The organism is Halomonas urmiana (genome assembly GCF_005780185.1).
GTDB lineage: Bacteria > Pseudomonadota > Gammaproteobacteria > Pseudomonadales > Halomonadaceae > Halomonas > Halomonas urmiana.
Genome location: NZ_VBUI01000011.1, coordinates 48,913 through 71,968, shown reverse-complemented (window position 1 = coordinate 71,968; position 23,056 = coordinate 48,913). Strand labels below are relative to the sequence as shown.

Sequence of the window (23,056 nt, the reverse complement as noted above, 5' to 3'; positions counted from 1 at the left end):
TCCGCGTTCCTCGTGCGGTCGCTTCTGCGCTAGTCTTGCATCATAAAGGGAAACCCATCGGCAACGCAGGAATCGGCGCATGAACAAGGCACTGGCAGTAGTGGCGCTGGGATTGTCGTTGAGCCTGGCGGCTCACGCCCAGACCATCTACCGCACCACCGACGCCCAAGGCAACGTGGTGTTCACCGACAACCCCGAGGGGGGCGGTGAGGAGGTGACGCTCGATCCGCTCACCGTGGTGCCGAGCCCGGGCGAGACGGCGGGCATGGCGCCCGCCGTTCAGGGCGGACAGGGTGAGCCCGAGACGCCAGCGTCGGGGCAACCGTTCATGCCCTACGATCGCTTCGGCATCCTCTCGCCCGGCCAGGAGGAGACCCTGCCCACCGGGGCGGCCGGCAATGTCCAGGTGACCCTGGGCATCCAGCCCGAGTTGCGCGAGGACCATCGGGTGCGCCTGCTGGTGGACGGGCGGGTCAGCCAGTCGGCCATGCATACCGATACCTTCATGCTCAACAACCTGGAGCGCGGGGAGCACGTGCTGCAGGCCGAGCTTCTGGATGACGGCGGAGCGGTGCGCCATCGCACCTCGCCGGTGACCCTCTACGTGCAGCGGGCCAGCGTCAACCTGCCCCGCAACCCCAACAACCCGAGCGGTTAGCTCGCCCCTCGCCGGACACCTCGGCCGCTGTGTCCGGACGGTACCTACCGGCCCTGTCGCGCGCCCGTGCCTCGCGACGACGGCCGCTTCGATGCCTTCGATCACGCCGACCGGGTGAAGGAGGGGCGTGCCTTTCAGCTCCTCGAGCAGCTGCGTGACGGGCCGAGGGAGGTGGGCGATGATCGCCCGCCCCATCATCGTCCGCCCCGGCATCCCCTGCCCCACTATCCGCCGCCGCATCACCGGCGCGCCCCCTCGACGCGCGATCGCTTCTCGGTCGATTAGCGGGGGCAGCACCCGGCGCCTCGCCATGCGCCCTGATCGATCGGCCCGCCCGGGCGCGAGACGGGGCGGCCGCTCTTTGACGACAGGTAAAGGGGCGTCAGATAAAGGGGCTGCACGTAAACGGGCGTTCGATGATCTTATGCACTAAAGTGGTGCGCCAAGGTGGGGCGGTCCTGCCCCGGAAAGGCGCTGCCAGCCGCCTCATGAGGTGGCGCGCTTCTTGCAGGTCCTCCCCAGTGCAGGCTCACGGCGCTTCTTCGGGAGGCGCTCACCGGATCGGGCAGGACGGCTTCATGTATCGACGCTTAATGGAACATCTCACCACCGCGGTGCTGCTGCTCGATGGCGAGCTGCGACTGCGCTGGATGAACCCGGCCGCGGAGGCGCTGCTGGCGATCAGCTTGAGTCGCCTGCAGGGTCAGCCCCTGCCCGCCCTGGTGGAGGGGGAGGAGGATGTCGGGTCGCTGCTGGCCAAGGCCCGGGACGAATTCCACCCCTTCACCCAGCGCGAGGCGCGCTTGACCCTGGTCACCGGCGAGGTGCTGACCGTCGACTACACCGTCTCGCCGCTCTCCGCCGACGAGCTGCTGCTGGAGGTGGAGCCCCGCGACCGGCTGCTGCGCATCTCCCGGGAGGAGGCGCTGCAGACGCGCCAGGAGACCATCAAGGTGCTGGCCCGCGGGCTGGCCCATGAGGTCAAGAACCCCCTGGGCGGTATCCGCGGGGCGGCCCAGCTGCTGGAACGGGATCTCGCCGATCCCGGCCTCAAGGAGTTCACCCGCATCATCATCGAGGAGGTCGATCGCCTGCGCGATCTCGTCGATTCGATGCTGGGGCCCAACCGGATGATCCGCCACGAGCCGCTCAATATTCACAAGGTGCTCGAGCGGGTCCGCTCGCTGCTGATCGTCGAGCATCCGGCGGTATGGATCGAGCGCGACTACGACCCCAGCCTGCCGGAGCTCTCGGGCGACGAGTCGCAGATGATCCAGGCGCTGCTCAACGTGGCGCGCAACGCCGTGGAGGCGATGACCGAGGCCGGCACCGCCTCGCCGCGGCTCACGCTGCGCACCCGCGCCCGGCGCCAGTTCACCCTGGGCGCCGAGCGTCACCGGCTGGTCTGCGAGGTGGCGATCATCGACAACGGCCCGGGGATCCCCGAATCGCTGCGCGAGACGCTCTTCTATCCCATGGTCTCCGGTCGCGCCGAGGGCAGCGGCCTGGGACTCTCGATCGCCCAGTCGATCCTGCACCAGCACCAGGGGCTCATCGAGTGCGATTCGAGCCCCGGCCACACCCAATTCCGATTGCTGATTCCGCTGGAGAAGCACCATGACTGATGCCGCCCGCGTCGTGGTCGTCGACGACGATCGCGCCATTCGCTGGGTGCTGGAGCGTGCTCTGGCCCAGCCCGACCTCGAGGTGGAGACCGTTGATCGCGCCGATCACGCCCTCGAGCGCTTGCTCGAGGACCCGCCCGAGGTGCTGGTCACCGATATCCGCATGCCGGGGCTCGACGGCCTGGACCTGATGGCCCGGGTGCGCGAGGCCCACCCGGAGCTGCCGGTGATCGTGATGACCGCCCACTCCGACCTCGACAGCGCCGTGGCCTCCTACCAGGGCGGCGCCTTCGAGTACCTGCCCAAGCCCTTCGACGTCGACGAGGCCCTGGCCCTGGTGCGTCGCGCGGTGGCCCACGCCCGCGAGCGCAAGCGCCCGGTCAGCGTGCGCGAGGGGCTGGATGCCGAGATCATCGGCGAGGCACCGGCCATGCAGGAGGTGTTCCGCGCCATCGGCCGGCTCTCCCACTCGCACATCACGGTGCTGATCAACGGCGAGTCGGGCACCGGCAAGGAGCGCGTCGCCCGCGCCCTGCACCAGCACAGCCCGCGCGCCGGCAAGCCCTTCATCGCACTGAATATGGCGGCGATCCCCAAGGACCTGATCGAGTCGGAGCTGTTCGGCCACGAGAAGGGCGCCTTCACCGGCGCCACGGCCCAGCGCCAGGGGCGCTTCGAGCAGGCCAACGGCGGCACCCTGTTCCTCGACGAGATCGGTGACATGCCCGCCGAGACCCAGACCCGCCTGCTGCGGGTGCTGGCCGACGGCGAGTTCTACCGGGTGGGCGGCCACACCTCGGTCAAGGTGGACGTGCGGATCATCGCCGCCACCCACCAGAACCTCGAGACCCTGGTGGAGGACGGGCGCTTCCGCGAGGACCTGTTCCACCGCCTCAACGTGATCCGCGTGCACCTGCCCACCTTGTCCGAGCGCCGCGAGGACATCCCGCGGCTGGCGCGTCACTTTCTCTCCGAGGCGGCCAAGGAGCTCGCCACCGACATCAAGGTGCTCACCCCCGAGGCCGAGGCCCACTTCACCCGGCTGCCCTGGCCGGGCAACGTCCGCCAGCTCGAGAACACCTGCCGCTGGCTGACCGTGATGGCCTCCGGTCGCGAGGTGCTGGTCGAGGACCTGCCGCCGGAGCTGCGTGAGCCCGGCGCCACCGAGGGCAGCGTCGGCGACTGGCGCGCCGCCTTCCGCGACTGGGCCGACCGCGCGCTGAGCGACGGCCACACTCACCTGCTCGAGGAGGCCGTGCCGGACTTCGAGCGCATCCTGATCGAGACCGCGCTCAAGCACACCGGTGGGCGCAAGGGCGAGGCCGCCGAGCTGCTGGGCTGGGGCCGCAACACGCTCACCCGTAAGCTCAAGACGCTGCTGCCGGCGCTGGCCGATGGGGAGTGAGGAGGCGGTGCCGCTCTCCAGAGCTCACGAGCGCATCCTGATCGAGATCGCGCTCAAGCACACCGGCGGGCGCAAGGGCGAGGCCGCGGAGCTGCTGGGGTGGGGACGCAATACCCTTACCCGAAAGCTCAAGACCCTGCTGCCGGAGATGGCGGTGGGAGAGTAAGGGCGAGCCGCGGGGCATAGGCACAGAAGGCGAGCGGAGGAGAGAGCGGCCAGCAGGATCGACAAGCAGCCACGCTGCCTGGGAGTTGTACGAAAGGCGCATTGTGAGGCTTCGCCGGGGTGGCTTAGCGTGCATAAGCTACCTTCGATCTAACAGGCCTGCCATGTCCTCTCCTACTACGCTGCCCCGGCGCATCCACGTTACCGAGGTAGGGCTTCGCGACGGCCTTCAAAATGAACCCGTCGTACTGACCACCGAGCAAAAGCTATCTCTGGCGCGCGCGCTGATGGCTGCCGGTGTTCGAGAATTCGAAGTCACCTCTTTCGTGAGCCCGCGAGCGGTACCGGCGCTCGCCGATGCGGCCGACGTGGTCGCTGCGCTGCGTGCTGAAACGACCGGTCTGCATCTCTCGGCGTTGGTGCCGAACGTGCGCGGAGCCGAGCGCGCCTTGCAGGCGGGAGTGGATTCGGTCGTCCTCTTCGTTTCTGCCTCAGAGAGCCATAACGCCAAGAACGTCAATCGCCGCGTTGTGGAGTCCCTCGAGGGGGTCGAGCAGATCACTCGGCTACTCGAAGGCACCGGCGTGGCGCTGCGAGGCGCCATCGCCACCTCCTTCGGCTGTCCCTTCGAGGGCAATGTCCCGGTCGAGTCGGTGACCGAGATCGCCCGGCACTTCGCCGATCTGGGCGCGACGCATCTATCGCTCGGCGATACCACCGGCATGGCCACGCCGCCGCTGGTCACCGAGCGTGTCACGCGGTTGCGACAAGCGGCACCGGACCTTCCGCTGACGCTCCACTTTCACAATACTCGCGGCATCGGCCTGGCCAACGTCATGCAAGGATTGGCTCTCGGTGTTGATCGCTACGAGAGTTCGATCGGCGGGCTCGGCGGCTGCCCCTTCGCTCCGGGGGCCTCGGGCAATATCGCGACCGAGGATCTGGCCTATCTGCTCGAGGAGATGGGGCTCGACACTGGCCTCGATCTCGAGGGTCTGATCGGAGCAGCGGGCGTGGCCGGCGACCTGATGGGACGTCCCTTGCTGGGCCAGGTCTCCAAGGCCGGGGCCCGCCTCGCGCTGAGCGCCTGTGACACGGTGCCCACCGCACGAGGAGGCGCGTGATGGCCACTACCACCGCCAGCACGATGGGATCGCTTTCGGGCGTGCGCGTCATCGATCTCACGCGGGTGATCTCGGGACCGTTCTGTACTCAGATACTCGGCGATCACGGGGCCGACGTGATCAAGATCGAGCCGCCCGGCAAGGGCGACGTGGTGCGCCAGCAGGGCAATATGGTCGATGGCGAAAGCTGGTATTTCGCCCAGTTCAATCGCAACAAGCGCTCGCTCACCCTTGATCTGCGTAGTGACGAAGGCAAGCAGATCCTTCATCGGCTGCTCGAGGGTGCCGACGTGCTGGTGGAGAACTTCCGTCCCGGGGTGCTGAGCAAGATGGGGCTCGACGACGATACGCTGCGCCAGCGCTATCCCCGACTCGTGGTGGGTCGCATCAACGGCTTCGGCTCAAGCGGGCCCTATCGCGACCGGCCGGCCTACGACTTCATTGCTCAGGCCATGAGTGGCTTCATGGGCGTCAACGGCACCGCTGACGGTGAGCCGATGCGTGCGGCGCCGCCGATCAGTGACATGGTGGCCAGCCAGAACCTGGCCTTCGGTATCTGTGCGGCCCTGGTGAGGCGTGCCACGACGGGGCAGGGTGATATCGTCGAAACGGCCCTGACCAACGGCCTGATCGCCATGATGGGCTACCTGGCGGCGGAGTACTTCGCCACCGATCGCGTGCCGGCCCGCACCGGCAATGATCATCCCATGCTCTATCCCTACGGGCTGTTTACCGCCCGAGATGGCGAGGTGGCGATTGCGCCGAGCAATGACACCATGGTCGAGCGTTTCCTTGGTGCCTTGGACATGCTGTACCTGCTCGATGACGAGCGCTTCGCCGACAATGCCCGGCGGATGACCCATCGCGAGCCGCTCCGCGAGATTCTCAACGCCGTCATCCAGACCCGCGGTGTCGACGAGTGGATCGCGCACTTCAATCGCGCGGGGGTCCCCTGCGGACGCGTGCATGATCTGCGCGAGACCTTTGACGACCCCCAGGTGCAGGCCCAGGAGATGCGCTTGGAGCTTCCGCAGGCCTCCGGCCGGGTACCCGTCACCGGCTTCCCGGTCAAGCTGCGCGAAGCGCCCGCGAGTCTCTACTACCCGGTGCCGCAGCTCGGCGAGCATACCGACGAGCTGCTGACCGAACTGGGCATCGAGGGCGATGAACTGGCGACGCTGCGGGCGCGTCGCGTGATTTGAGCAGCGCTGTACTCATCCGCCGTGCCGGCGGAAGAGCCGCAGGCAGGCCAGTCGTGCCTGCCATAACAACAAGCAGAAGGAACACACCAATGCGTTCAGTCAAGAAAGGCGGTCTCGGCCTTGTCGCCGCCACCCTGGCAGGGGTCGGGCTCGCCATCAGCGCGCCGGCCCAGGCGCTGCCGATCAGCGAATGCATCGCCCCGGCCGACCCGGGGGGCGGTTGGGACTTTACCTGCCGCTCGGTTGGCAAGCTGTTGCTGGAGCTGGATCTCGTGGAAAGCCCGGTGCAGATCACTAACATGCCGGGGGGCGTGGGGGCGGTGGCCTTCGCCAGGGTCGAGAGCAACCGTGCCGATGACAGTGACCTGGTGGTTGCCACCAGTACGGTAGGCGTGACTCAGATTGCCCAGGGCAAGTATCCCGGCGGCGCCGATACCATGCGCTGGCTAGCCATGCTGGGAACCGATGTGGGTGTCATCCTGGTTGACGACGACAGTGAGTACGAGAGCCTCGAGCAGCTGATGACGACCATGGTCGAAGATACGGGAGCCCTGGCCGTGGCCGGTTCCAGCGGCGCCGGCGGATGGGATCATATTCGTGCGCTGATGCTGGCCAAGGAGGCGGGCCTGCCGGATGAGCAGATCGGCAACCTGCGTTGGGTGCAGTTCGACGGCGGGGGGCCTGCGGTGACCCAGATGATGGGCGGCCACGTCGACGTGGTGTCTACCGATCTGGGCGAGATCGCCGGCTTCATCGAGTCCGGCGACGTGCGCGTGTTGGCGGTGCTCTCCGAGGAGCCCCTGCCTGCCCCCTTCGATGATCTGCCTACCGCCGCCTCTCAGGGCTATGACGTGGCCGGCTACAACTGGCGCGGCTTCTATACCGGTGGCGAAGTCTCCGATGAAGATTATGCCGCCATGGTCGACGACCTGAAGTCCCTCTACGACAGTGACGAGTGGAAGACGGTGGCCAAGCAGAATGGCCTGGTGCCGTTGTGGCGCGGTGGCGATGAGTTCAACGGCTTCGTGCTGGAGACCATCGATCAGGTGGAGTCGATCTCGCGAGAAATCGGAGTCATCGAGTGAGTGAGCGCGCTGGCGCGATCAGCGATCGCCTCGCCGGTGCGGTATTGCTGGTGGTGGCGGTCGTCGCCTGGTGGCTGTCGCATGACTATACCAGCGGCTTCGGGCAGACGGTGGGACCAGGAGCCTTCCCGCGCCTGGTCAGCGTGCCACTGGGACTGTTATCGCTCTACCTGATCGTCCGCCCGGGAGTGAATCAGCGCTGGCCTGAACGGTCGGCGCTGCTCCGCCAACTGAGCCTGTTGGTCCTGCTGATGGTCTATGCGGGGCTGATTCAGCCGCTGGGCTTTCTGCCTACCGCCCTGCTGACCGTGACCCTGATGATCCGTCTCTTCGGTGCTACCTGGCGGCAGGCCCTGCCGTTCGGTCTGCTGCTGACTCTGGGTCTCTACCTTCTCTTCGAATTCGCCCTCGGCATGCCGCTGCCGGACATGCCTGGCCTGGACTGGTAAACGCGCCATGGACCTTCTCGCCCAGGGCTTCGCGGTGGCGCTCGAGCCCCAGCACCTGTTCCTGGCGCTGGCGGGCTGCGCCCTGGGCACGCTGATCGGGGCGCTGCCGGGTCTGGGGCCGGTCAACGGCGTGGCGCTGATGATTCCGCTCACCTTCAACTTCAGCCTCTCGGCCACGGCCGCGCTGATCCTGCTGGTCAGCATCTACTATGGCTGCATGTACGGCGGCCGCATCAGCTCCATCCTGCTCAATATCCCCGGTGACGAGCCGGCGATGATGACCACCCTGGATGGCTTTCCCATGGCACAGCAGGGTCGCGGCGGCGAGGCGCTGGGGCTGACCGGTGTGGCCTCCTTCGTTGGCGCCCTGGTGGCAACGGTCGGATTGGTACTGTTCGCCCCGGTGCTGGTGAGCTTCGCGATTCGCTTCGGCCCGGCCGAATACTTCGCGTTGTTCGTGCTGGCCTTTGCCACCATCGGTGGGGTGACCGGGGGGCACCTGGCCAAGAGCTTCCTGGCGGCCTGCCTGGGCCTGCTGCTGGGTACCGTAGGCATCGATGCGGTCAGCAGTGTTCCCCGCTATACCTTCGGCTGGTATGAGCTCTACGACGGGATCGACTTTATCGTGGCGCTAGTGGGGCTGTTCGCCATCTCCGAGTGTCTGGTGTTCCTGGAGGATAGCCATCAGGGGCGCAAGCCGACCATGATCCTGGGCTCGGCCCTGCCGGGGGTGCGCACCGCCTGGCGCTGCCGCGGCAGTATCGGGCGCAGCTCGGTGCTGGGCTTTGTCGCCGGCGTGCTGCCCGGGGCGGGGGCGGCGCTGGGCAGCTTCCTTTCCTATACCCTGGAGCGGCGTTGGCAGGGGACACGCGGCAATTTCGGCAAGGGCGACCCTCATGGGGTGGCGGCCCCGGAGGCGGGCAATAATGCCGCGGCCGGTGGTGCGTTGATTCCCATGCTGTCGCTGGGCATTCCCGGCAGCGGGACCACGGCTATCCTGCTGGCGCTGCTGCTGTCGATGAACATCACGCCGGGACCGCTGCTGTTCGAGAACCAGCCCGAACTGGTGTGGGGCCTGGTGGCGGCGCTGTTTATCGGCAACCTGATGCTGCTGGCACTCAACATACCGCTGGTGGGGCTCTTTGCGCGGGTGCTGAGAGCCCCTGGCTGGTTCCTGATGCCCATGGTGGTCATGGTCGCCTTCGTCGGCGTCTACTCGCTCGGCAACAGTGCCTTCGATCTCTACATGATGCTGGCCTTCGGCGTGCTGGGCTATGTGTTGCGCAAGCTGGAGATCCCCACGGTGCCGGTGGTGCTTGGTCTGCTGCTGGGCGGACAGATGGAGTACAACCTGCGCCGGGCCATGTCGATCTCGGGGGGAGACTGGAGCATCATCTGGAACAGCGGCATCTCCGTGGGCATCTATCTGTTTGCGATGACCTTGCTGCTCGGTGGGCTGTTGTTTCACTGGCTGGTGAAATGGCGGATGTAGAACAATGGTAGTGGCAAAGACAAGGCCGCCAAGACGGCCTCTTCTCTTCGAGTCGTGCTGTCACTGAGGCTCCAACGACAAGGGGCGCCGGCATGCCGGCGCCCCTTTCATGTCGGGCGTCGCTCGGCGGGGAGCGACGCTCGATCAGCCGCGCGCGAGGGGCCGGGTGCGTGCCTCGAGCCATGCCAGGGCCTCGCCCTCGAGTTTGGGCGCGAGGCGTGCCCGCACCTCGGCATGGTAGGCGTCGAGCCAGTCGGCCTCGGTGGGGTCGAGCAGCGCGACGTCGATGGGCCGGGTGTCGATGGGGCACAGCGTCAGCGTCTCGAAACGCAGGAAGTCACCGAAGGCGCTCGCCTCGGCGGGACGGTTGGCGACCAGGTTCTCGATGCGGATGCCCCACTCGCCCGGGCGATACACGCCGGGCTCGATGGAGGTGATCATGCCTGGTTGCATGGCGGTGTGCGGCGCCACCGGCGCGGACCAGGCGATGACCTGGGGCCCCTCATGGACGTTGAGGAAGTAGCCCACGCCGTGGCCGGTGCCGTGGCCGTAGTCGCGGCCGCTGGCCCACAGCGGCGCCCGGGCGATGGCGTCCAGGTGCGGCGAGGGAATGCCCCGCGGGAAGTGCGCCCGGGAGAGCGAGATGGTGCCCTTGAGCACCCGGGTGTAGTCTTCGCGCTGGACGTCGGAGATCTCGCCCACCGGCACCACCCGGGTGATGTCGGTGGTGCCGCCGTGGTACTGGCCGCCGGAGTCGATCAGCAGCAGGCCATCGCCCGCGATGGTGGCGTGGGCCGCCGGGGTGGCGTGGTAGTGGGGCAGGGCGCCGTTGGCGTTGAAGGCGGCGATGGTTCCGAAGCTGCGGCTGACGAAGCCGGGGCGCTTGGCACGGGCGGCGGTGAGCTTCTCGTCCACGGTCAGCTCGGTGATCGTCTCGCCGTTCTCGAGGGCCGCCTCGAGCCAGGCGAAGAACTCGCACAGCGCGGCACCGTCCTCCGCCATGGCCTCGCGCACGTGGGTGAGGTCGGCGTCGCTCTTGCGGCTCTTGGCCAGGGTGCTCGGCTGGCTGGCCTCCACCAGGGTCACGCCCTCCGGCAGTGCCTGGCGGGTGCCCAGGGTCAGCTTGGCCGGGTCGAGCAGCACCCGGGCCTCGCTGGGCAGCTCATCGAGGCATTGCAGCCAGTCGGCGTAGTCCGCCACCGAGATGCCGTCGGCGGCGAGTGCCGCGGTTAGGGGCTCGTCCAGCTTGCCCGGGGCGACGAACAGCGTGGCCGTCTCGGTGCCCACCAGCAGGTGCGCCAGGAACACCGGATTGAACGCGACGTCGTCGCCGCGCAGCTGGGTCAGCCAGGCGATGTCGTCCAGGGTCGAGATCGGGTGCCAGTCGGCGCCGTGCTCGGCCATGGCCGCGCGTACTCGGGCCAGGCGTTCGGCGCGGCTCTCGTCGAGATACTTCGCCGGATGAGCGTAGAGCGGCGCCTCGGGCAGCGCCGGACGCGCCGGCCAGATGGCGTCGAGCAGGTCCAGGTCACCGCGCAGCCGGATGCCCTTGGGCGCGAGCGCGTCCTCGAGCCGACGGGCGTTGGCCAGCGACACCACGTCGGCGTCGAAGCCCAGGGTGGCGCCCTCGTCGAGTCGCTCGGCCAGCCAGCGCATCGGCGCCTCGGCCTGGCCGGGCTGGAGCTTCATCAGCTCGATGCCGCTGCCCGCCAGCTGCTCCGCGGCCTGCACCCAGTAGCGGCTGTCGACCCAGACGCCGGCGGCGTCGTGGGTGATCACCAGGGTGCCCACCGAACCGTCGAAGCCGGAGAGCCAGGCGCGGCCGGCCCAGTGCTCGGGCAGGTACTCGGAGTTGTGGGGGTCGGAAGAGGGCAGCCACCAGGCGTCGATGGCGTGCTCGCGCATGGCGTCGCGCAGGGCGGCGAGACGAGCCGCCGGGGTCGAGGGGGCGTGGCGCATATCAGGCTCCGGTGGTGAAAGAGAAGGGGGAAGAGGCAGCGGCGTTGGGCTGGCTGCCCTTGAGCATGCGTCCGATCAGCGGCGTCAGCAGGACCAGGACCAGGGCACAGAGTACCAGTGCCACGGCCGAGCGGCCGAACAGCGCCGGCAGCTCGACGTCGGAACGGCGATGGCAATCTCGCGCCTGCCGGTGCCAGAATGGGGCCTCCAAGGAGAGATTGCCCATGACGCAGATGAGCTGGGAGCGGCTGCTCGACCCGGGGCGGCTGCACGACCGGCGCGGCGCGCGCCCCGGAAGCGGGCGCGGCGAGATCGGCCGCAGCCCCTTCCACAAGGACCACGATCGGATCGTCTTCGCCGGCTCCTTCCGCCGCCTGGGGCGCAAGACCCAGGTGCACCCGCTGACCGACAACGATCATATCCATACCCGCCTGACCCACTCGCTGGAGGTGGGCTGCGTGGGCCGCTCGCTCGGCATGATCGTCGGCGAGCGGCTCAGCGAGCGCCTGCCGGCCTGGATCACCCCGGCCGACCTGGGGGTGATCGTCCAGGCGGCCTGCCTCGGTCACGACATCGGCAACCCGCCCTTCGGCCACGCCGGCGAGTATGCGATCCGCGACTGGTTCGCCCGTGCCGGGGTCGATGGCAGCGGCCTGCTCGACGGGCTGTCGGCCTGCGAGCGCGAGGACCTGCTCACCTACGAGGGCAACGCCCAGGGCTTTCGCATCGTCACCCAGGTCGAGTACAACCAGTTCCGCGGCGGCATGCGCCTGACCACCGCGACGCTGGGCACGCTGCTCAAGTATCCCTGGACCGTCGAGCACGGCGGGACGGCCGGCAAGTTCGGCTGCTACCAGAGCGAGCGCGCGCTGCTCGAGGAGGTGGCCGACCGGCTCGGCCTGCTGCCCCGCGGTGAAGGGCGCTGGTGTCGCCACCCGCTGGCCTGGCTGGTCGAGGCGGCCGACGACATCTGCTATGCGCTGCTCGACCTCGAGGATGGCCTGGAGATGGGCATCCTGCGGTTCGACGAGGTGGCCGAGATCCTCACCCAGATCGCCGGCGGCGTGCCGCCGGACTATCCCGAGATGCAGCGCAGCGGCGTCTCCCAGCGCCGGCGCATCGCCGCCCTGCGCGGGGCGGCCATGGAGCGCGCGGTGAGCGATGTCGGCGCGGTCTTCGTACAGCACGAGGCGGAACTGCTGGGCGGGCGCCTCCAGGACGACCTGCTGGAGCTCTGCCACCCGGACCTCGGCTGGGGAGTGAATACGGCCAAGCAGCTGGCGCGCAAGCGGATCTTCCAGAACGAGCGCAAGGCCAAGCTGGAGATCGGCGCCTACACCACCCTCGGCATCCTGCTGGAGGCCTTCATCGGCGCCGCCCACGAGCTGCACTACCAGGGCCGCTCCACCTTCAAGCATCAGCGGGTGCTGGCGCTGATCGGTGAGAACACCCCGCGCCCCTCCTGGAGCCTCTACGACAGCTATCGGCGCATGCTCGACTTCATCGGCGGCATGACCGACCACTACGCGGTGGACCTGGCCCAGGAAATGGGCGGTCGGCTGCGGGGAGACTAGCCGCTCAGGGCGTGTCGGCATCTCTGTTGATGCGCTCAACGAGCGCCGTGGCCCCCGAGATGTCCGGCAGGCATTCGCCTTTCGCCACCCGCGCCAGAACCGTCTCCTCCTGCGCCTGAAGCTCGATGGCGTGGGCCGCGATGGCGGCCACTTCGTCGCGGGGCAGCACCAGCACGCCGTTTTCGTCGGCGAGGATGGCGTCGCCGGGTTGGACCACCACGCCGCCGACGCTGACCGGGGCGTTCATAGTGCCGCCGACGCCCGCCAGCTTGGTGGTCAGCGCCGCCACGCCGCGGCTCCACACCGAGAAGTCCTGCTCGCGAATGGTTGCCGCGTCGGTGGCCTTGCCGTCGATGATCACCCCGGCGACGCCGAGGCCCTTCGCCACCTGGGTCATCACCCCACCCCAGCAGGCGTGGCGCTTGTCGTCCTGGCGGTCGATGATCAGCACGTCGCCGGGGCGCACCAGGCGCATGGCGTGATTGAGCAGGGTGCCGTCGCTGGGCGGCAGCGAGAGGGTAACGGCGGTGCCGGCGATGCGCGTCTCGGCGAGCACCGAGCGGATCGCCGGGTCGACGAAGCCGGCCTCCCGGAAGTGGCCGATGGTGGCGGGCTCGCAGGCCAGCAGCTGTTGCCGGAGGGCCTCGTCGAGGGGCGCGGGCATGGGGGCGATATGGTACATGAGGGTCTCCGGGGTCAGATCAGGCTGGGCAGGAAGGTGGTGAGCGACGGCACCCAGAACAGCACCAGCATGCCGAACAGGAAGCACAGCACGATGGGCCAGGCGGCGGCATAGATCGTCGGCATCGACACCGAGGGCGCGCCGCCCTTGACCGCGAACAGGTTGTAGCCGAAGGGCGGGGTCAGGCTGCCCACCGAGAGGTTGATCAAGAACAGCGTCCAGAACCAGACCGGGTCGAAGCCGTAGACTTGGAGCAGCGGGGCATAGATGGGGATGACCACCATCATGAAGGCGATCTGGTCGATGAACATGCAGGCGAACAGCGGGATCAACATCAGCAGCAGCAGCATCCACGCCGGGTCGAGATTGAGGTCTGTGGCCGCGGAGACCAGGCCCGCCGTGGCCCCGGCGAATGACAGGAGCTGACTGAACAGCTTCGAGCAGGCGAGGATGGTGATGATCATGGCGCTGATCGACAGCGACGACAGCACCGCCTCGCGGGCCATCTTCAGGGTGAAGCGGCGGTAGTAGCAGGCCACCAGGATGGCGCCGAGCACGCCGGTGGCCGCCGACTCCGAGGGCGTGGCCACGCCGAGCATGATCAGCCCCAGCACTGAGAAGATGATGATGCTGAAGGGCGCCATCTTGAGTAGCGCCCGGCCGCGCTCGCGGGGCGTGCCGCCGCCACTCTCGTCGACCGGCGGCGCCTGGGAGGGGTCCATGATCAGCCGGATCACCACGTAGGCGACGAACAGCCCGGCGAGCAGGATGCCGGGCAGGATGCCGGCGACCAGCAGGCGGGCGATGGAGACGTCGACCATCGAACCGATGATGATCACCAGCAGGCTCGGGGGAATGATCGGCGCCAGGCTGGCACCGCCGAGGATCAGGCCGATCGACAGGCGGTCGTCGTAGCCGCGCTCCTGCATGGTCGGCAGCGCCGAGCGGCTGAGCATGGCAGTGACCGCCAGGGCCGAGCCCGAGAGGGCGCCGAACAGGGTGGAGAGGGCGACAACGAAGAAGTAGAGCCGGCCCTTCACGCGCCCCATCAGGGTGTCCAAGGCGTCGAAGATGACGTCGATCGAGCCCGAGCGGAACAACAGCTCGCCCATCAGCACGAAGAGCGCGATGGTGGTCAGGGTCTCCGAGGTGACGGTGTCGTAGACGCTGTTGGCGAACAGCCCGAAGCCGGCGGTGCCCATCAGCCACAGGGTGCCGGCGACGTTGATGGTCAGGAAGGCCACGAACACCGGTACCCCGAGGGCGAAGAGCCCCATCAGCAGGGCGATGGCGAGCCCCAGGGTGGTATACCATTCCATGGGTCAGGCCTCCTGTCGGTCGGTAGGGTCGGGTGCGGTCGCGTCCACCGGGAAGAGCGCGTGACGCAGGAAATGCAGGGCGGTATTGATGAAGGCGTAGCTGATGAAGCTCGACACCCAGTACTTGGGTATATCCAGCCCCATGGCGGTGGTGGTGCCACCGGCGAGCTGACGCAGGGTCTCGTCGACGATGATCCAGGCGGCAATCAGGCAGATGCCGCCGGCGACTAGGGCGATGCCGCGGTCGTAGTGTCGGCGGGCCCTCGGCGACAGCCGTTCGTGGAGCACCGTGATGGCGATATGGCCCTGGGTGCGGGCGAGCTCGGGCATCGCCAGGCTGGCGGAGAGGCACAGGAAGTAGGCCACCAGCGAGCCCGACCACAGGGTCGGCGAATTGAAGAAGTAACGGGCGACCACTTCGATCCAGAAACACACGACGATGCCACACAGGGTGGCACCGCCGAGGTAGAACCCGAATCGCGTGATGCGGTCGTGAAGCCTGGCTATCGGGTGGTTCATGCGGGATTCCTACTCGAACATCAGGGCGTCATGTCGTGCTGCTGGGCGATCTCGCGCATCGTCTTCACCGCCTCGGGCGACTTGTCGACGCCGAGCTGCCAGATGCCCTCGGTGACCAGCGCGTCCAGTTGCTCGGCGTCGGTCGGCTCGAAGTGGGTCTCCTGCATGCCCTTGTCCTTCAGCGACTGCCACTCCTCCTTGGCGAGTTCGTCGAGGATCGCCGCGGTCTCGGTCTCTAGGGCGCGGCCCTGTTCGAGCAGCAGTGCCTGCTCGTCCTCGCCGAGGGCCTCGAAGGCCGCGAGATTCATGAACAGGTAGGTGTAGGTCTGGCCGAAGGTCGGCTTGGTGAAGTAGCCGGCGACTTCGTGCCAACCCAGGTCCTCGACGCCGTTGAGGCCCCAGGCGGCGCCGTCGATCACGCCGCGGTCGAGCGCCGAGTAGACGTCACCGCTCGACATCAGCACCGGGGTGCCGCCCAGGCCCTGGGTCACGTTGGTGTAGGTGGGGCTGCCCCGCAGGCGGCGACCCTCGAGGCCAGGGGTGCCGGTGATCGGCTCCTCGAGGACGTACTGGAAGCCGCTGCTGCCCAGTGGCGGGATGGCCAGCAGCTTGAGGCCCTGGCCGTTGTAGTGCTCGTCGATGAAGTCCCACAGGCCGGACTCGCGGGTCTTCGCCGGGTCGACGAAGACGGCGTCCATGGCCGCCCCCACGCCGGTGGTGTTGGTGTGATAGGCGCCGTGGGTATAGAGCAGGTCGAAGACCCCGGCGGAGACCGGCTGCATCTGCTCGAAGGGCGGCACCACACCGGGGCCGTTCAGGGAGATGCTGATCTCGTCCCCGCTGGCGTTTTGTACCTTGTCGATGTAGCGCTGGGCGACCTCCTGGGTATAGACGGCGGTCTGGTCGTAGCTGGAGAGCATCCGCAGCTCGGTGGCTATGGCCTGGGAAGCGGTCAGCGTCAGGGCGGATAGCGCGATGGCTTGGAGGGAGCGATTCATGATGTTCCTCGCATTGTGGTTGTTGTTTCCAAGCGGTTGTCCCAAAGGACCCGCTGGAGGTTAGCTAATCTAGTCATGCCCTCGCACCCTGGTCAAATGAATTCGCCGGCCTGAAGTTTTCATTTTTTAATGCTTTGAATTTTTAAAGTTAATACAAAAAAATTTTGATATTAATATTGAAGAAAATGCCTTATGGCCCTCATATCATGTCGCCTTGTCGACGGGTATTGACCCAAGATTATATGAATATTGATGGTGCATAATGTCAGCAATTTCTAACGGTTAGGTGCCATCTAGGGGCGTAATTCGATGGGTAGGCGGTGAACGAAAAGACTCGAGCAAGCGCTCGGCAGTAGCCAAGAAAGCGAGGCGCTAGCGCGTCGGGCGGGACGGAAGGGCGGGTTCCGTCGCCGCTGCTCGTCTCGAGCGAGGGCGTACCGATGGTGTCATACTCAGGGTCATCGAGGGCGTGACGCCGAGGGCGGCGGCCGTTAGGCTCTTGGCATTGTCTCGCTTGATGCCGTGTCATTCTTGTTGAGGAACCCGCCATGCGGCCGATTCACGATACGCTCGATTGGAACCTGCTCAGAACCTTCATCGTGATCGTCCAGGAGGAGAGCGTCAGCCGGGCGGCAGTGCGGCTCTACCTGTCCCAGCCCGCGGTCAGCCTGTCGCTGAAGCGTCTCGAAGAGCGGCTCGGGCAGCGGCTGATCGAGCGCGACAGCCACCGCTTCCACGTCACCCAGGCCGGGCAGTTGGTGTACCGGGAGGCCGTCGACATCTACGCCAACGTGGCGCGCCTGGCGGCTTCGGTGGGGGAGGCCGACCCAGAGGTGGCGGGGCACGTCTCGCTGCTATTCATCACCGGCATCCAGTGTCGCTTCCTCGACAGCGTCTTCGAGCGCTTCCATCGGTTGTTCCCCCAGATCACCTTCGAGATCGAGGACATGTCGAGCCAGGAGGTTCAGCACGCCCTGCTCCAGCGCCAGGGGGCGCTGGGTATCTGCCTGGCGTTGCAGTGCCCTGAAAACCTCACTAGCCAGGTCCTGGCACGGCAGCGTTATCGCCTCTACTGCGGACGCAGCCATGTGCTGTACGGACGGCACAACCTGCCAATGGACAGCTTGATGCACGAGGCCTACGTCTCCTTCGGCAGCGAGCAGCTCGACGGCGTGCTCTCACCGCTGGCGGTGTTCCGCGCCCAGCACGGCCTGCAAGGGCCGGTGGTGGGACAGTCGAGCAGCCTGCAGGAGATCCAGCGCATGGTGCTCGCCGGCTGGGGCATCGGCTGCCTGCCGGAGCATCTGGTGGCCCGGGACGTCGAGGAGGGGCGGCTGTGGCCGCTGCCGCCCTACGACGGCGTCGCCGATATCGACCTCAACCTGATGTGGCACCGCGACGCGCGCTTCAGCGCCGCCGAGTCGGCCTTCATCGACTTCTTCCTCAACGCCATGGCCAAGGTACCGCTAGAGGCCCGGCTCACCGCTGGGCTCGAGGCGGCCGAGGAGACACCGGAGGCGGAGTCGTCCGCTTATGACGGGGCGTAGGCCAGGTTCACCCAGGTGGTCTTGAGGTCTGCGTACTTATCGAGGGCGTGCAGCGACTTGTCACGGCCGAAGCCGGACTGTTTTACGCCGCCGAAGGGCACGCTGATGTCGCCGTCGGCGTAGCAGTTGACCCACACCAGCCCGGCGCGCAACCGTTTGGCCACCCGATGGGCGCGCCCCAGGTCGCCGGTCCAGAGGCCGGCGCCGAGGCCGTAGACCGAGTCATTGGCGAGCGCGATGGCCTCGGCTTCACCGCTGAACCGACTGATGCCGAGCACCGGGCCGAAGATCTCCTCGCGCATCGGCGTCGCCGCCGGGTCGCCTTCGAGGATCGTCGGCTCCAGGTACCAGCCGCCTTCGACCGGTGAGGCACTGCGGCCGCCCTGGTGCAGGGTCATGCCTTCGGCGAGCCCCTGCTCGATGAAGTCGAGCACCTTGGCCTGGTGCTCGGCGCTAACCAGCGCGCCCATGCACGTCGCCGGGTCCAGCGGGTCCCCCGCCGGCATGGCCCGGGCGGCCTCGAGCAGGCGCGGCAGGAAGGCGTCGAAGATCGCCTCCTCGACGAAAAGCCGCGAGCCGGCGATGCACACCTCCCCCTGATTGGTGAAGATGCCAGCGGCGGCGGCCTGCGCCGCGGCATCGAGGTCCGGACAGTCGGCGAAGACGAGATGCGGCGACTTGCCGCCGCACTCGAGCCACACGCGCTTGAGGTTGGAATCGCTCGAATAGCGCATGAAGCGCTTGCCGGTGGCGGTGGAGCCGGTGAAGGTCAGGGCATCCACCTCCATGTGCAGGCCCAGTGCCTGGCCAGCCACGGCGCCGTGGCCCGGGGTGACGTTGAACACCCCCGCCGGCAGGCCAGCCTCCCGGGCCAGCTCGGCGAGCCGCAGGATGCTCAGGCTAGAGGCCTCGGCGGGCTTGATCACCACGCTGTTGCCCATGGCCAGGGCCGGGGCGAACTTCCAGGCGGCGATCATCAGCGGGAAGTTCCAGGGCACCACCGCCGCGACTACGCCGAGCGGCTCGCGGCTGATGGTGGCATGGACGTCCTCGCCGGTGGGGGCGATCTCGTCGTACTGCTTGTCGATCGCCTCGGCGTACCAGGCCACGCAGCGTGCCGTCTCGGCGAGGTCAAAGCCGAGGCTGTCGGCGATCGGCTTGCCCATCTCCAGGGTCTGGATCAAGGCCAGTTCCTCGGCGTGGGCCTCGATCAGAGCGGCGAAGCGCAGCAGCACCGTCTTGCGCGCCAGGGGGGCACAGCGTGACCAACTGCCGGCTTCGAAGACGCGGCGTGCGGCGGCCACCGCACGGTCGATATCCGCCGCGTTGCAGGCGGTCACCTCGGCCAGCATGTCGCCGGTTGCCGGGTTGTAGGCGGTGAGGGTCTCGGCGCCCTGGCTATCGACGAAGTCGCCGTCGATAAAGGGGCGAGTGATCAATGAGAGTTGATCCGCCTGGCGGCGCCAATGGCTATGGTCTTGCGTCGTCATCTCGTTCTCCTACTCGCTGTCCAGGGGCTCGGCGATGCCGGCACGGCCGAGCATGGCGTGAAGCAGCACGTTGGTGCCGGCCTCGAGGTCCTCGGGGTCGGCATTCTCGCTCTCGTTGTGGCTGATACCATCTTCGCAGGGCACGAAGATCATCGCCGTGGGGGCCACGCGGCTGACGAAGACCGCGTCGTGGCCGGCGCCGGTCTCCATGTCGCGGTAGGAGATCTCCAGCGCCTCGCTGCTGCGGCGCACCAGGTCGATCAGGGTCGCATCGAAGGGCGTCGGCGCCACCCGCTGCACCTCCTGGAGCTCGACGGTCACCTGGCCGGGCTCATCGTAGCGGGTGCAGGTCTCGCGAAGCGCCTGCTCCATCTGGTCCAGCACCTCGGGCTCCAGGTGGCGGATGTCGACGCTGAAGCGAACCCGGCCGGGGATCACATTGCGCGAATTGGGGTGCAGGTCGAGCTCGCCACAGGTCACCCGGCCGTTGGGCTGGTGGGAGTCGGCGAGGGCGAGGATCTCGCCGAGCAGCGCGGCGGCTCGCTTGAGGGCGTCGCGACGATAGGGCATAGGAGTGGGACCGGCATGGGCCTCCTGACCGGTGACCACTACGTCGAACCAGCGCAGGCCCAGCGAGCCGGTCACGGCTCCGATGGGAATTCCCTCGGCCTCGAGTACCGGGCCCTGCTCGATATGCGCCTCGAAATAGGCGTCGAAGGCCTGGCTTCCGACCGGCACCTCGCCGGCGTAACCAGTGCGCGCCAGCGACGCGGCCACGCTGTCGCCCTGGCGGTCGGTGGCCCTCAGGGCGTCCTCGAGCGGGATGATGCCGGTATGCACGCCCGAGCCCATCATCACCGGCACGAAGCGACAGCCTTCCTCGTTGGTCCAGATCGCCACTTCCAGCGGGGCTTCGGTGGTGATGCCGTGGTCGTCGAGGACGCGCATCACCTCGAGGCCGGCGAGCACGCCGTAGCAGCCGTCGAAGCGGCCGCCGGTGGGCTGAGTGTCGATGTGGCTGCCGGTGACCACGGGTAGCAGGTCGTCGCGGCGCCCGGGGCGGCGAGCGAAGACGTTGCCGATCTGGTCGACTCTGAGCGTCAGGCCGGCGTCGCGCAGCCAGCCGGTGACCAGCTCACGACCCTGGCGGTCTTCCTCGGTCAGGGCCAGGCGGCAGTTACCGCCCTTGGAGGTGGCGCCGATCTCGGCCAGGTCCATCAGCGACTGCCAGAGGCGCTGGCCGTTGACGCGTAGCGGCAGGTAGCGGGCATCGATCATGGTTGTTGTGCTCCCGGTGTCGGTGAGGCGGGGTGGCTGAGAGCCGCCTCGCGGATCGCGCTGAGACGCTGGCCCGGCGCGATGCCGTCGGCGTCGTAGCGCAGCTCGATGAGGGCGGGCAGACGCTCCCGCTCGGCGAAGCTGAGGGCGCGTCGGAAGGCGTCCTCGAAGGTGGCATCATCCTCGACGATCTCCCCCTGGCCGCCGTAGGCCTGGATCAGGGTGGCGAAGGCGGGGTTGGTGAAGGTCAGAGCGATTTCGCGGCCCGGGAAGTCGTGTTCCTGGTGGGCGCGGATGGTGCCCCACATACCGTTGTTGAACACCAGTACCACGATGCCGAGGCGGTACTGTAGGGCCACCCCCAGCTCCTGGAGGTTCATCTGAAAGCAGCCGTCGCCGGCGTAGCAGACGGCGGGACGCTTGGGGTGCTCGAGCTTGCTCGAGATCGCCGCCGGCAGGCCGTAGCCCATTGAGCCGACGGTGGGCGCCAGCGAGCTGCCGAGCCCGCTGAAGCGCACATAACGGTGGGCGTAGAGGGCGTAGTTGCCGGCGCCGACGCTAATGCAGCCTTTACCGTCGAGGACCCGATCGACGGTCTGGCTGACCCGGTCGAGGCTCAGCGGCCCCGGCGCTTCTTGGGGTTCGAGGGTGGCGAGATAGGCCCGGCGCGCGGCCTGGGTCTCGGCCTGCCACGGCGGCGGGGTGGCCGGCGATAGTGCCTCGAGGGCGCCGGCGAAGCCAACCACGTCGGCGTTGATCGCCTGGCTCGGGCGGTAGACGTGGCCGAGCTCTTCCGGGTCCGGGTAGACGTGGACCAGGGCCTGGCGCGGGGTGGGCGACTCGATCCAGCTGTAGCCCTCGCTGGTGGCCTCGCCTAGGCGCGTGCCCACGGCGATCAGCAGGTCGCAGGCCTCGAGCCGCTCGCGCAGGGCATCGTGCATGCCGTTGCCGACATGGCCGACGAAGGCCTCGTGGCGCTGGTCGAAGCACTCGAGGCGCCGCCAGGCGACCCCCACCGGCAGCGCGAAGCGCTCGGCGAAGGCCGCCACCTGGTGCTGAGCCTGTTCGGTCCAGCCGCTGCCGCCGAGCAACAGGAAGGGGCGCTCGGCCTGCTCGAGGCGCTGGCCCAGTTCGTCGAGCTGAGCACGGCTCGGATGGCTGTGCAGCCGGGGGCGCGGCTCGACATCGGCGACGCTGGCCTCGCCCCATAGGGTGTCTTCCGGCAGCGCCAGCACCACCGGGCCGGGCCGGCCGCTGGTGGCCACCGCGTAGGCGCGGGCGATGTACTCGGGGATTCGCGCCGGGTCGTCGATCTGCGCCACCCACTTGGTCATCGGGCCGAACATGCGGCGGTAGTCGATCTCCTGGAAGGCCTCGCGCTCGATGAAGTCGTTCCCGACCTGGCCGATGAACAGGATCATCGGGGTCGAGTCCTGGAAGGCGGTATGCACGCCGATCGAAGCGTTAGTGGCGCCGGGGCCGCGGGTGACGAAGCAGATCCCCGGTTCGTTGGTCAGCTTGCCGTAGGCCTCGGCCATGTAGGCGGCGCCGCTCTCCTGTCGGCAGACGATGGGGTCGATGGCGTCGCGGTGCTCGTTGAGGGCGTCGATGCAGGGCAGGTAGCTTTCTCCGGGCACCAGGAAGACGCGGCGGGCACCGTGCCGGCGCAGCTGCTGGATCAGGATCTGGCCGCCGTTACGCAGCGGGTGAGTGGCGTGGGTCATGGTGATTTTCTCTTTTTAGGAGGCATGGCTCAGTCGGCCCGGGGCCGTGTCGAGAGGGCATCATGCAGAAACGGAATCTGTGCGGGGGCGGTGATGCAGCGTGCCCGGAAGCCGCGGGCAATGGCCCAGGCCTGGTCCTCGTCGAAGCCGTCTTGCTCCGGCCAGGGGCCGTCGATGGCAGCGATCCCGGCATCGCGGCAGGCGGCCAGGAAGCGCTCTCGGAAGGGTCTGAGCCCCGCGGCGCGCTCACTCGACGTCAGGCCGAGGTCACCGGCCAGGTCGCCGGTGCCGAGCAATGCCGCGGTAAGGCGCGGGGTCGTCCGCAGCAGCCCCTCGGCGCCTTCGACCCCGCGCCGGGTCTCCAGGGTCGGGATCAGGGCCGTCACTCCCTGGGCCAGTCCCTGATAGGTCTCGGCGGCGTCTAGCGCCTGGGCCAGCGCCAGGAGCTGAGTGTCCTCCTCGACCCGAGGCAGGAAGATCGCCGTCGGGGCCCCGGCGATTAGCCGGGCGAGTTCGTCATCGCCGCCGGCCGCCAAAGCGTTGATGCGCGCCATGGGATGCTGGCCGTGCTGTCGGGCACGCTCGGCGAAGGCCGGGAAGGCCAGGCAGGCGCCATGGCGAGCCTCCGGCGGCGTGAACTCCTCAAGGTCGACGACGATGGCGTCGGCCGCCGAGGCCAGGGCCGCGTCGAGGTGCTCGGGGTCATGTCCGGGCACGAACAGCCAGCTGCGACAGTGGGTGAGAGCGAGTGGTGGCACGAC

The 23,056-nt window shown here is 67.9% G+C and carries 21 protein-coding genes and 1 pseudogene; 12 read left to right on the top strand and 10 right to left on the bottom strand.

Features of this window, described 5'->3' with window-relative positions:
* The first annotated feature begins 79 nt into the window (after window positions 1-79).
* The 10 genes and pseudogenes from FEI13_RS08600 (at window position 80) to FEI13_RS08555 (ending at window position 9,205) form a co-directional block, all read left to right on the top strand.
* A complete protein-coding gene (locus tag FEI13_RS08600; protein ID WP_138181133.1) occupies window positions 80-658 on the top strand; it encodes a DUF4124 domain-containing protein in 579 nt (192 codons plus the stop codon).
* A 66-nt stretch (window positions 659-724) separates the two neighbouring features.
* On the top strand, window positions 725-943 hold the full coding sequence (locus FEI13_RS08595) for a hypothetical protein (RefSeq protein WP_138181132.1): 219 nt from the start codon (window positions 725-727) through the stop codon (window positions 941-943).
* Between the two features lie 293 nt (window positions 944-1,236).
* Window positions 1,237-2,283, top strand: coding sequence for a nitrogen regulation protein NR(II) (glnL, locus tag FEI13_RS08590; RefSeq protein WP_138181131.1), 1,047 nt, complete (start codon window positions 1,237-1,239; stop codon window positions 2,281-2,283).
* Window positions 2,276-3,688, top strand: a complete 1,413-nt coding sequence (glnG, locus tag FEI13_RS08585) for a nitrogen regulation protein NR(I) (protein WP_138181130.1) — start codon at window positions 2,276-2,278, stop codon at window positions 3,686-3,688. Before glnL ends, glnG begins: the two co-directional genes overlap by 8 nt.
* Window positions 3,687-3,854: pseudogene (locus FEI13_RS08580) on the top strand (helix-turn-helix domain-containing protein); the annotation flags it as partial. The gene glnG and the pseudogene FEI13_RS08580, both read left to right, overlap by 2 nt.
* Window positions 3,855-4,017: 163 nt before the next feature.
* Window positions 4,018-4,977, top strand: a complete 960-nt coding sequence (locus tag FEI13_RS08575) for a hydroxymethylglutaryl-CoA lyase (protein WP_138181129.1) — start codon at window positions 4,018-4,020, stop codon at window positions 4,975-4,977.
* Window positions 4,977-6,179 carry a CaiB/BaiF CoA transferase family protein gene (locus FEI13_RS08570; RefSeq protein WP_193555727.1) on the top strand — a complete coding sequence of 401 codons (1,203 nt, stop codon included), beginning with the start codon at window positions 4,977-4,979 and terminating at the stop codon, window positions 6,177-6,179. Before FEI13_RS08575 ends, FEI13_RS08570 begins: the two co-directional genes overlap by 1 nt.
* A gap of 89 nt (window positions 6,180-6,268) precedes the next feature.
* Window positions 6,269-7,264 carry a Bug family tripartite tricarboxylate transporter substrate binding protein gene (locus tag FEI13_RS08565; protein WP_138181128.1) on the top strand — a complete coding sequence of 332 codons (996 nt, stop codon included), beginning with the start codon at window positions 6,269-6,271 and terminating at the stop codon, window positions 7,262-7,264.
* Window positions 7,261-7,713 carry a tripartite tricarboxylate transporter TctB family protein gene (locus FEI13_RS08560; RefSeq protein WP_138181127.1) on the top strand — a complete coding sequence of 151 codons (453 nt, stop codon included), beginning with the start codon at window positions 7,261-7,263 and terminating at the stop codon, window positions 7,711-7,713. Before FEI13_RS08565 ends, FEI13_RS08560 begins: the two co-directional genes overlap by 4 nt.
* Before the next feature lie 7 nt (window positions 7,714-7,720).
* Window positions 7,721-9,205 carry a tripartite tricarboxylate transporter permease gene (locus tag FEI13_RS08555; RefSeq protein WP_138181126.1) on the top strand — a complete coding sequence of 495 codons (1,485 nt, stop codon included), beginning with the start codon at window positions 7,721-7,723 and terminating at the stop codon, window positions 9,203-9,205.
* Between the two features lie 144 nt (window positions 9,206-9,349).
* Here FEI13_RS08555 and FEI13_RS08550 read toward each other — a convergent pair whose 3' ends face one another.
* Entirely contained in the window at window positions 9,350-11,164 is a 1,815-nt protein-coding gene (locus FEI13_RS08550; RefSeq protein WP_138181125.1) for an aminopeptidase P family protein, read from the bottom strand.
* Window position 11,165: 1 nt separating this feature from the next.
* A complete protein-coding gene (locus tag FEI13_RS08545; RefSeq protein WP_138181124.1) occupies window positions 11,166-11,375 on the bottom strand; it encodes a hypothetical protein in 210 nt (69 codons plus the stop codon).
* A 13-nt stretch (window positions 11,376-11,388) separates the two neighbouring features.
* Between FEI13_RS08545 and FEI13_RS08540 the strand changes: the two genes are divergently transcribed.
* The gene (locus FEI13_RS08540; protein WP_138181123.1) at window positions 11,389-12,738 is read left to right on the top strand and encodes a deoxyguanosinetriphosphate triphosphohydrolase; all 1,350 of its coding nucleotides are present in this window, start codon (window positions 11,389-11,391) and stop codon (window positions 12,736-12,738) included.
* 4 nt (window positions 12,739-12,742) lie between these two features.
* On the opposite strand, the gene FEI13_RS08535 is transcribed toward FEI13_RS08540, so the two are convergent.
* From FEI13_RS08535 to dctP, 4 genes are read right to left on the bottom strand one after another with little or no spacing between them, the layout of a single operon-like run.
* A complete protein-coding gene (locus FEI13_RS08535) occupies window positions 12,743-13,420 on the bottom strand; it encodes an RraA family protein (RefSeq protein WP_138181122.1) in 678 nt (225 codons plus the stop codon).
* A gap of 14 nt (window positions 13,421-13,434) precedes the next feature.
* The gene (locus FEI13_RS08530; protein ID WP_138181121.1) at window positions 13,435-14,739 is read right to left on the bottom strand and encodes a TRAP transporter large permease; all 1,305 of its coding nucleotides are present in this window, start codon (window positions 14,737-14,739) and stop codon (window positions 13,435-13,437) included.
* 3 nt (window positions 14,740-14,742) lie between these two features.
* Window positions 14,743-15,258, bottom strand: coding sequence for a TRAP transporter small permease (locus FEI13_RS08525; protein WP_138181120.1), 516 nt, complete (start codon window positions 15,256-15,258; stop codon window positions 14,743-14,745).
* 20 nt (window positions 15,259-15,278) lie between these two features.
* Window positions 15,279-16,256 (bottom strand): TRAP transporter substrate-binding protein DctP, encoded by a 978-nt coding sequence (gene dctP, locus FEI13_RS08520; protein WP_138181119.1) that lies wholly within the window; start codon window positions 16,254-16,256, stop codon window positions 15,279-15,281.
* A 548-nt stretch (window positions 16,257-16,804) separates the two neighbouring features.
* Here dctP and FEI13_RS08515 point away from each other — a divergent pair.
* The gene (locus FEI13_RS08515; RefSeq protein WP_138181118.1) at window positions 16,805-17,803 is read left to right on the top strand and encodes a LysR family transcriptional regulator; all 999 of its coding nucleotides are present in this window, start codon (window positions 16,805-16,807) and stop codon (window positions 17,801-17,803) included.
* On the opposite strand, the gene FEI13_RS08510 is transcribed toward FEI13_RS08515, so the two are convergent.
* The 4 genes from FEI13_RS08510 to FEI13_RS08495 are packed head-to-tail and all read right to left on the bottom strand — an operon-like array spanning window position 17,788 to window position 23,053.
* A complete protein-coding gene (locus FEI13_RS08510) occupies window positions 17,788-19,293 on the bottom strand; it encodes an aldehyde dehydrogenase (RefSeq protein ID WP_138181117.1) in 1,506 nt (501 codons plus the stop codon). The genes FEI13_RS08515 and FEI13_RS08510 overlap by 16 nt on opposite strands.
* Before the next feature lie 9 nt (window positions 19,294-19,302).
* Entirely contained in the window at window positions 19,303-20,571 is a 1,269-nt protein-coding gene (locus FEI13_RS08505; RefSeq protein WP_138181116.1) for a Zn-dependent hydrolase, read from the bottom strand.
* Window positions 20,568-22,295, bottom strand: coding sequence for a thiamine pyrophosphate-binding protein (locus FEI13_RS08500; RefSeq protein WP_138181115.1), 1,728 nt, complete (start codon window positions 22,293-22,295; stop codon window positions 20,568-20,570). Before FEI13_RS08500 ends, FEI13_RS08505 begins: the two co-directional genes overlap by 4 nt.
* A 29-nt stretch (window positions 22,296-22,324) precedes the next feature.
* Window positions 22,325-23,053 carry an aldolase/citrate lyase family protein gene (locus FEI13_RS08495; RefSeq protein WP_138181114.1) on the bottom strand — a complete coding sequence of 243 codons (729 nt, stop codon included), beginning with the start codon at window positions 23,051-23,053 and terminating at the stop codon, window positions 22,325-22,327.
* Window positions 23,054-23,056 lie beyond the last annotated feature (3 nt).

Bases quoted from the DNA above. Each gene is read 5' to 3' on its own strand.
- FEI13_RS08600 (WP_138181133.1), top strand. From the start codon at position 80: ATGAACAAGGCACTGGCAGTAGTGGCGCTGGGATTGTCGTTGAGCCTG.
- glnL (WP_138181131.1), top strand. From the start codon at position 1,237: ATGTATCGACGCTTAATGGAACATCTCACCACCGCGGTGCTGCTGCTC.
- glnG (WP_138181130.1), top strand. From the start codon at position 2,276: ATGACTGATGCCGCCCGCGTCGTGGTCGTCGACGACGATCGCGCCATT.
- FEI13_RS08575 (WP_138181129.1), top strand. From the start codon at position 4,018: ATGTCCTCTCCTACTACGCTGCCCCGGCGCATCCACGTTACCGAGGTA.
- FEI13_RS08570 (WP_193555727.1), top strand. From the start codon at position 4,977: ATGGCCACTACCACCGCCAGCACGATGGGATCGCTTTCGGGCGTGCGC.
- FEI13_RS08565 (WP_138181128.1), top strand. From the start codon at position 6,269: ATGCGTTCAGTCAAGAAAGGCGGTCTCGGCCTTGTCGCCGCCACCCTG.
- FEI13_RS08555 (WP_138181126.1), top strand. From the start codon at position 7,721: ATGGACCTTCTCGCCCAGGGCTTCGCGGTGGCGCTCGAGCCCCAGCAC.
- FEI13_RS08550 (WP_138181125.1), bottom strand. From the start codon at position 11,164: ATGCGCCACGCCCCCTCGACCCCGGCGGCTCGTCTCGCCGCCCTGCGC.
- FEI13_RS08540 (WP_138181123.1), top strand. From the start codon at position 11,389: ATGACGCAGATGAGCTGGGAGCGGCTGCTCGACCCGGGGCGGCTGCAC.
- FEI13_RS08535 (WP_138181122.1), bottom strand. From the start codon at position 13,420: ATGTACCATATCGCCCCCATGCCCGCGCCCCTCGACGAGGCCCTCCGG.
- FEI13_RS08530 (WP_138181121.1), bottom strand. From the start codon at position 14,739: ATGGAATGGTATACCACCCTGGGGCTCGCCATCGCCCTGCTGATGGGG.
- FEI13_RS08525 (WP_138181120.1), bottom strand. From the start codon at position 15,258: ATGAACCACCCGATAGCCAGGCTTCACGACCGCATCACGCGATTCGGG.
- dctP (WP_138181119.1), bottom strand. From the start codon at position 16,256: ATGAATCGCTCCCTCCAAGCCATCGCGCTATCCGCCCTGACGCTGACC.
- FEI13_RS08515 (WP_138181118.1), top strand. From the start codon at position 16,805: ATGCGGCCGATTCACGATACGCTCGATTGGAACCTGCTCAGAACCTTC.
- FEI13_RS08510 (WP_138181117.1), bottom strand. From the start codon at position 19,293: ATGACGACGCAAGACCATAGCCATTGGCGCCGCCAGGCGGATCAACTC.
- FEI13_RS08505 (WP_138181116.1), bottom strand. From the start codon at position 20,571: ATGATCGATGCCCGCTACCTGCCGCTACGCGTCAACGGCCAGCGCCTC.
- FEI13_RS08500 (WP_138181115.1), bottom strand. From the start codon at position 22,295: ATGACCCACGCCACTCACCCGCTGCGTAACGGCGGCCAGATCCTGATC.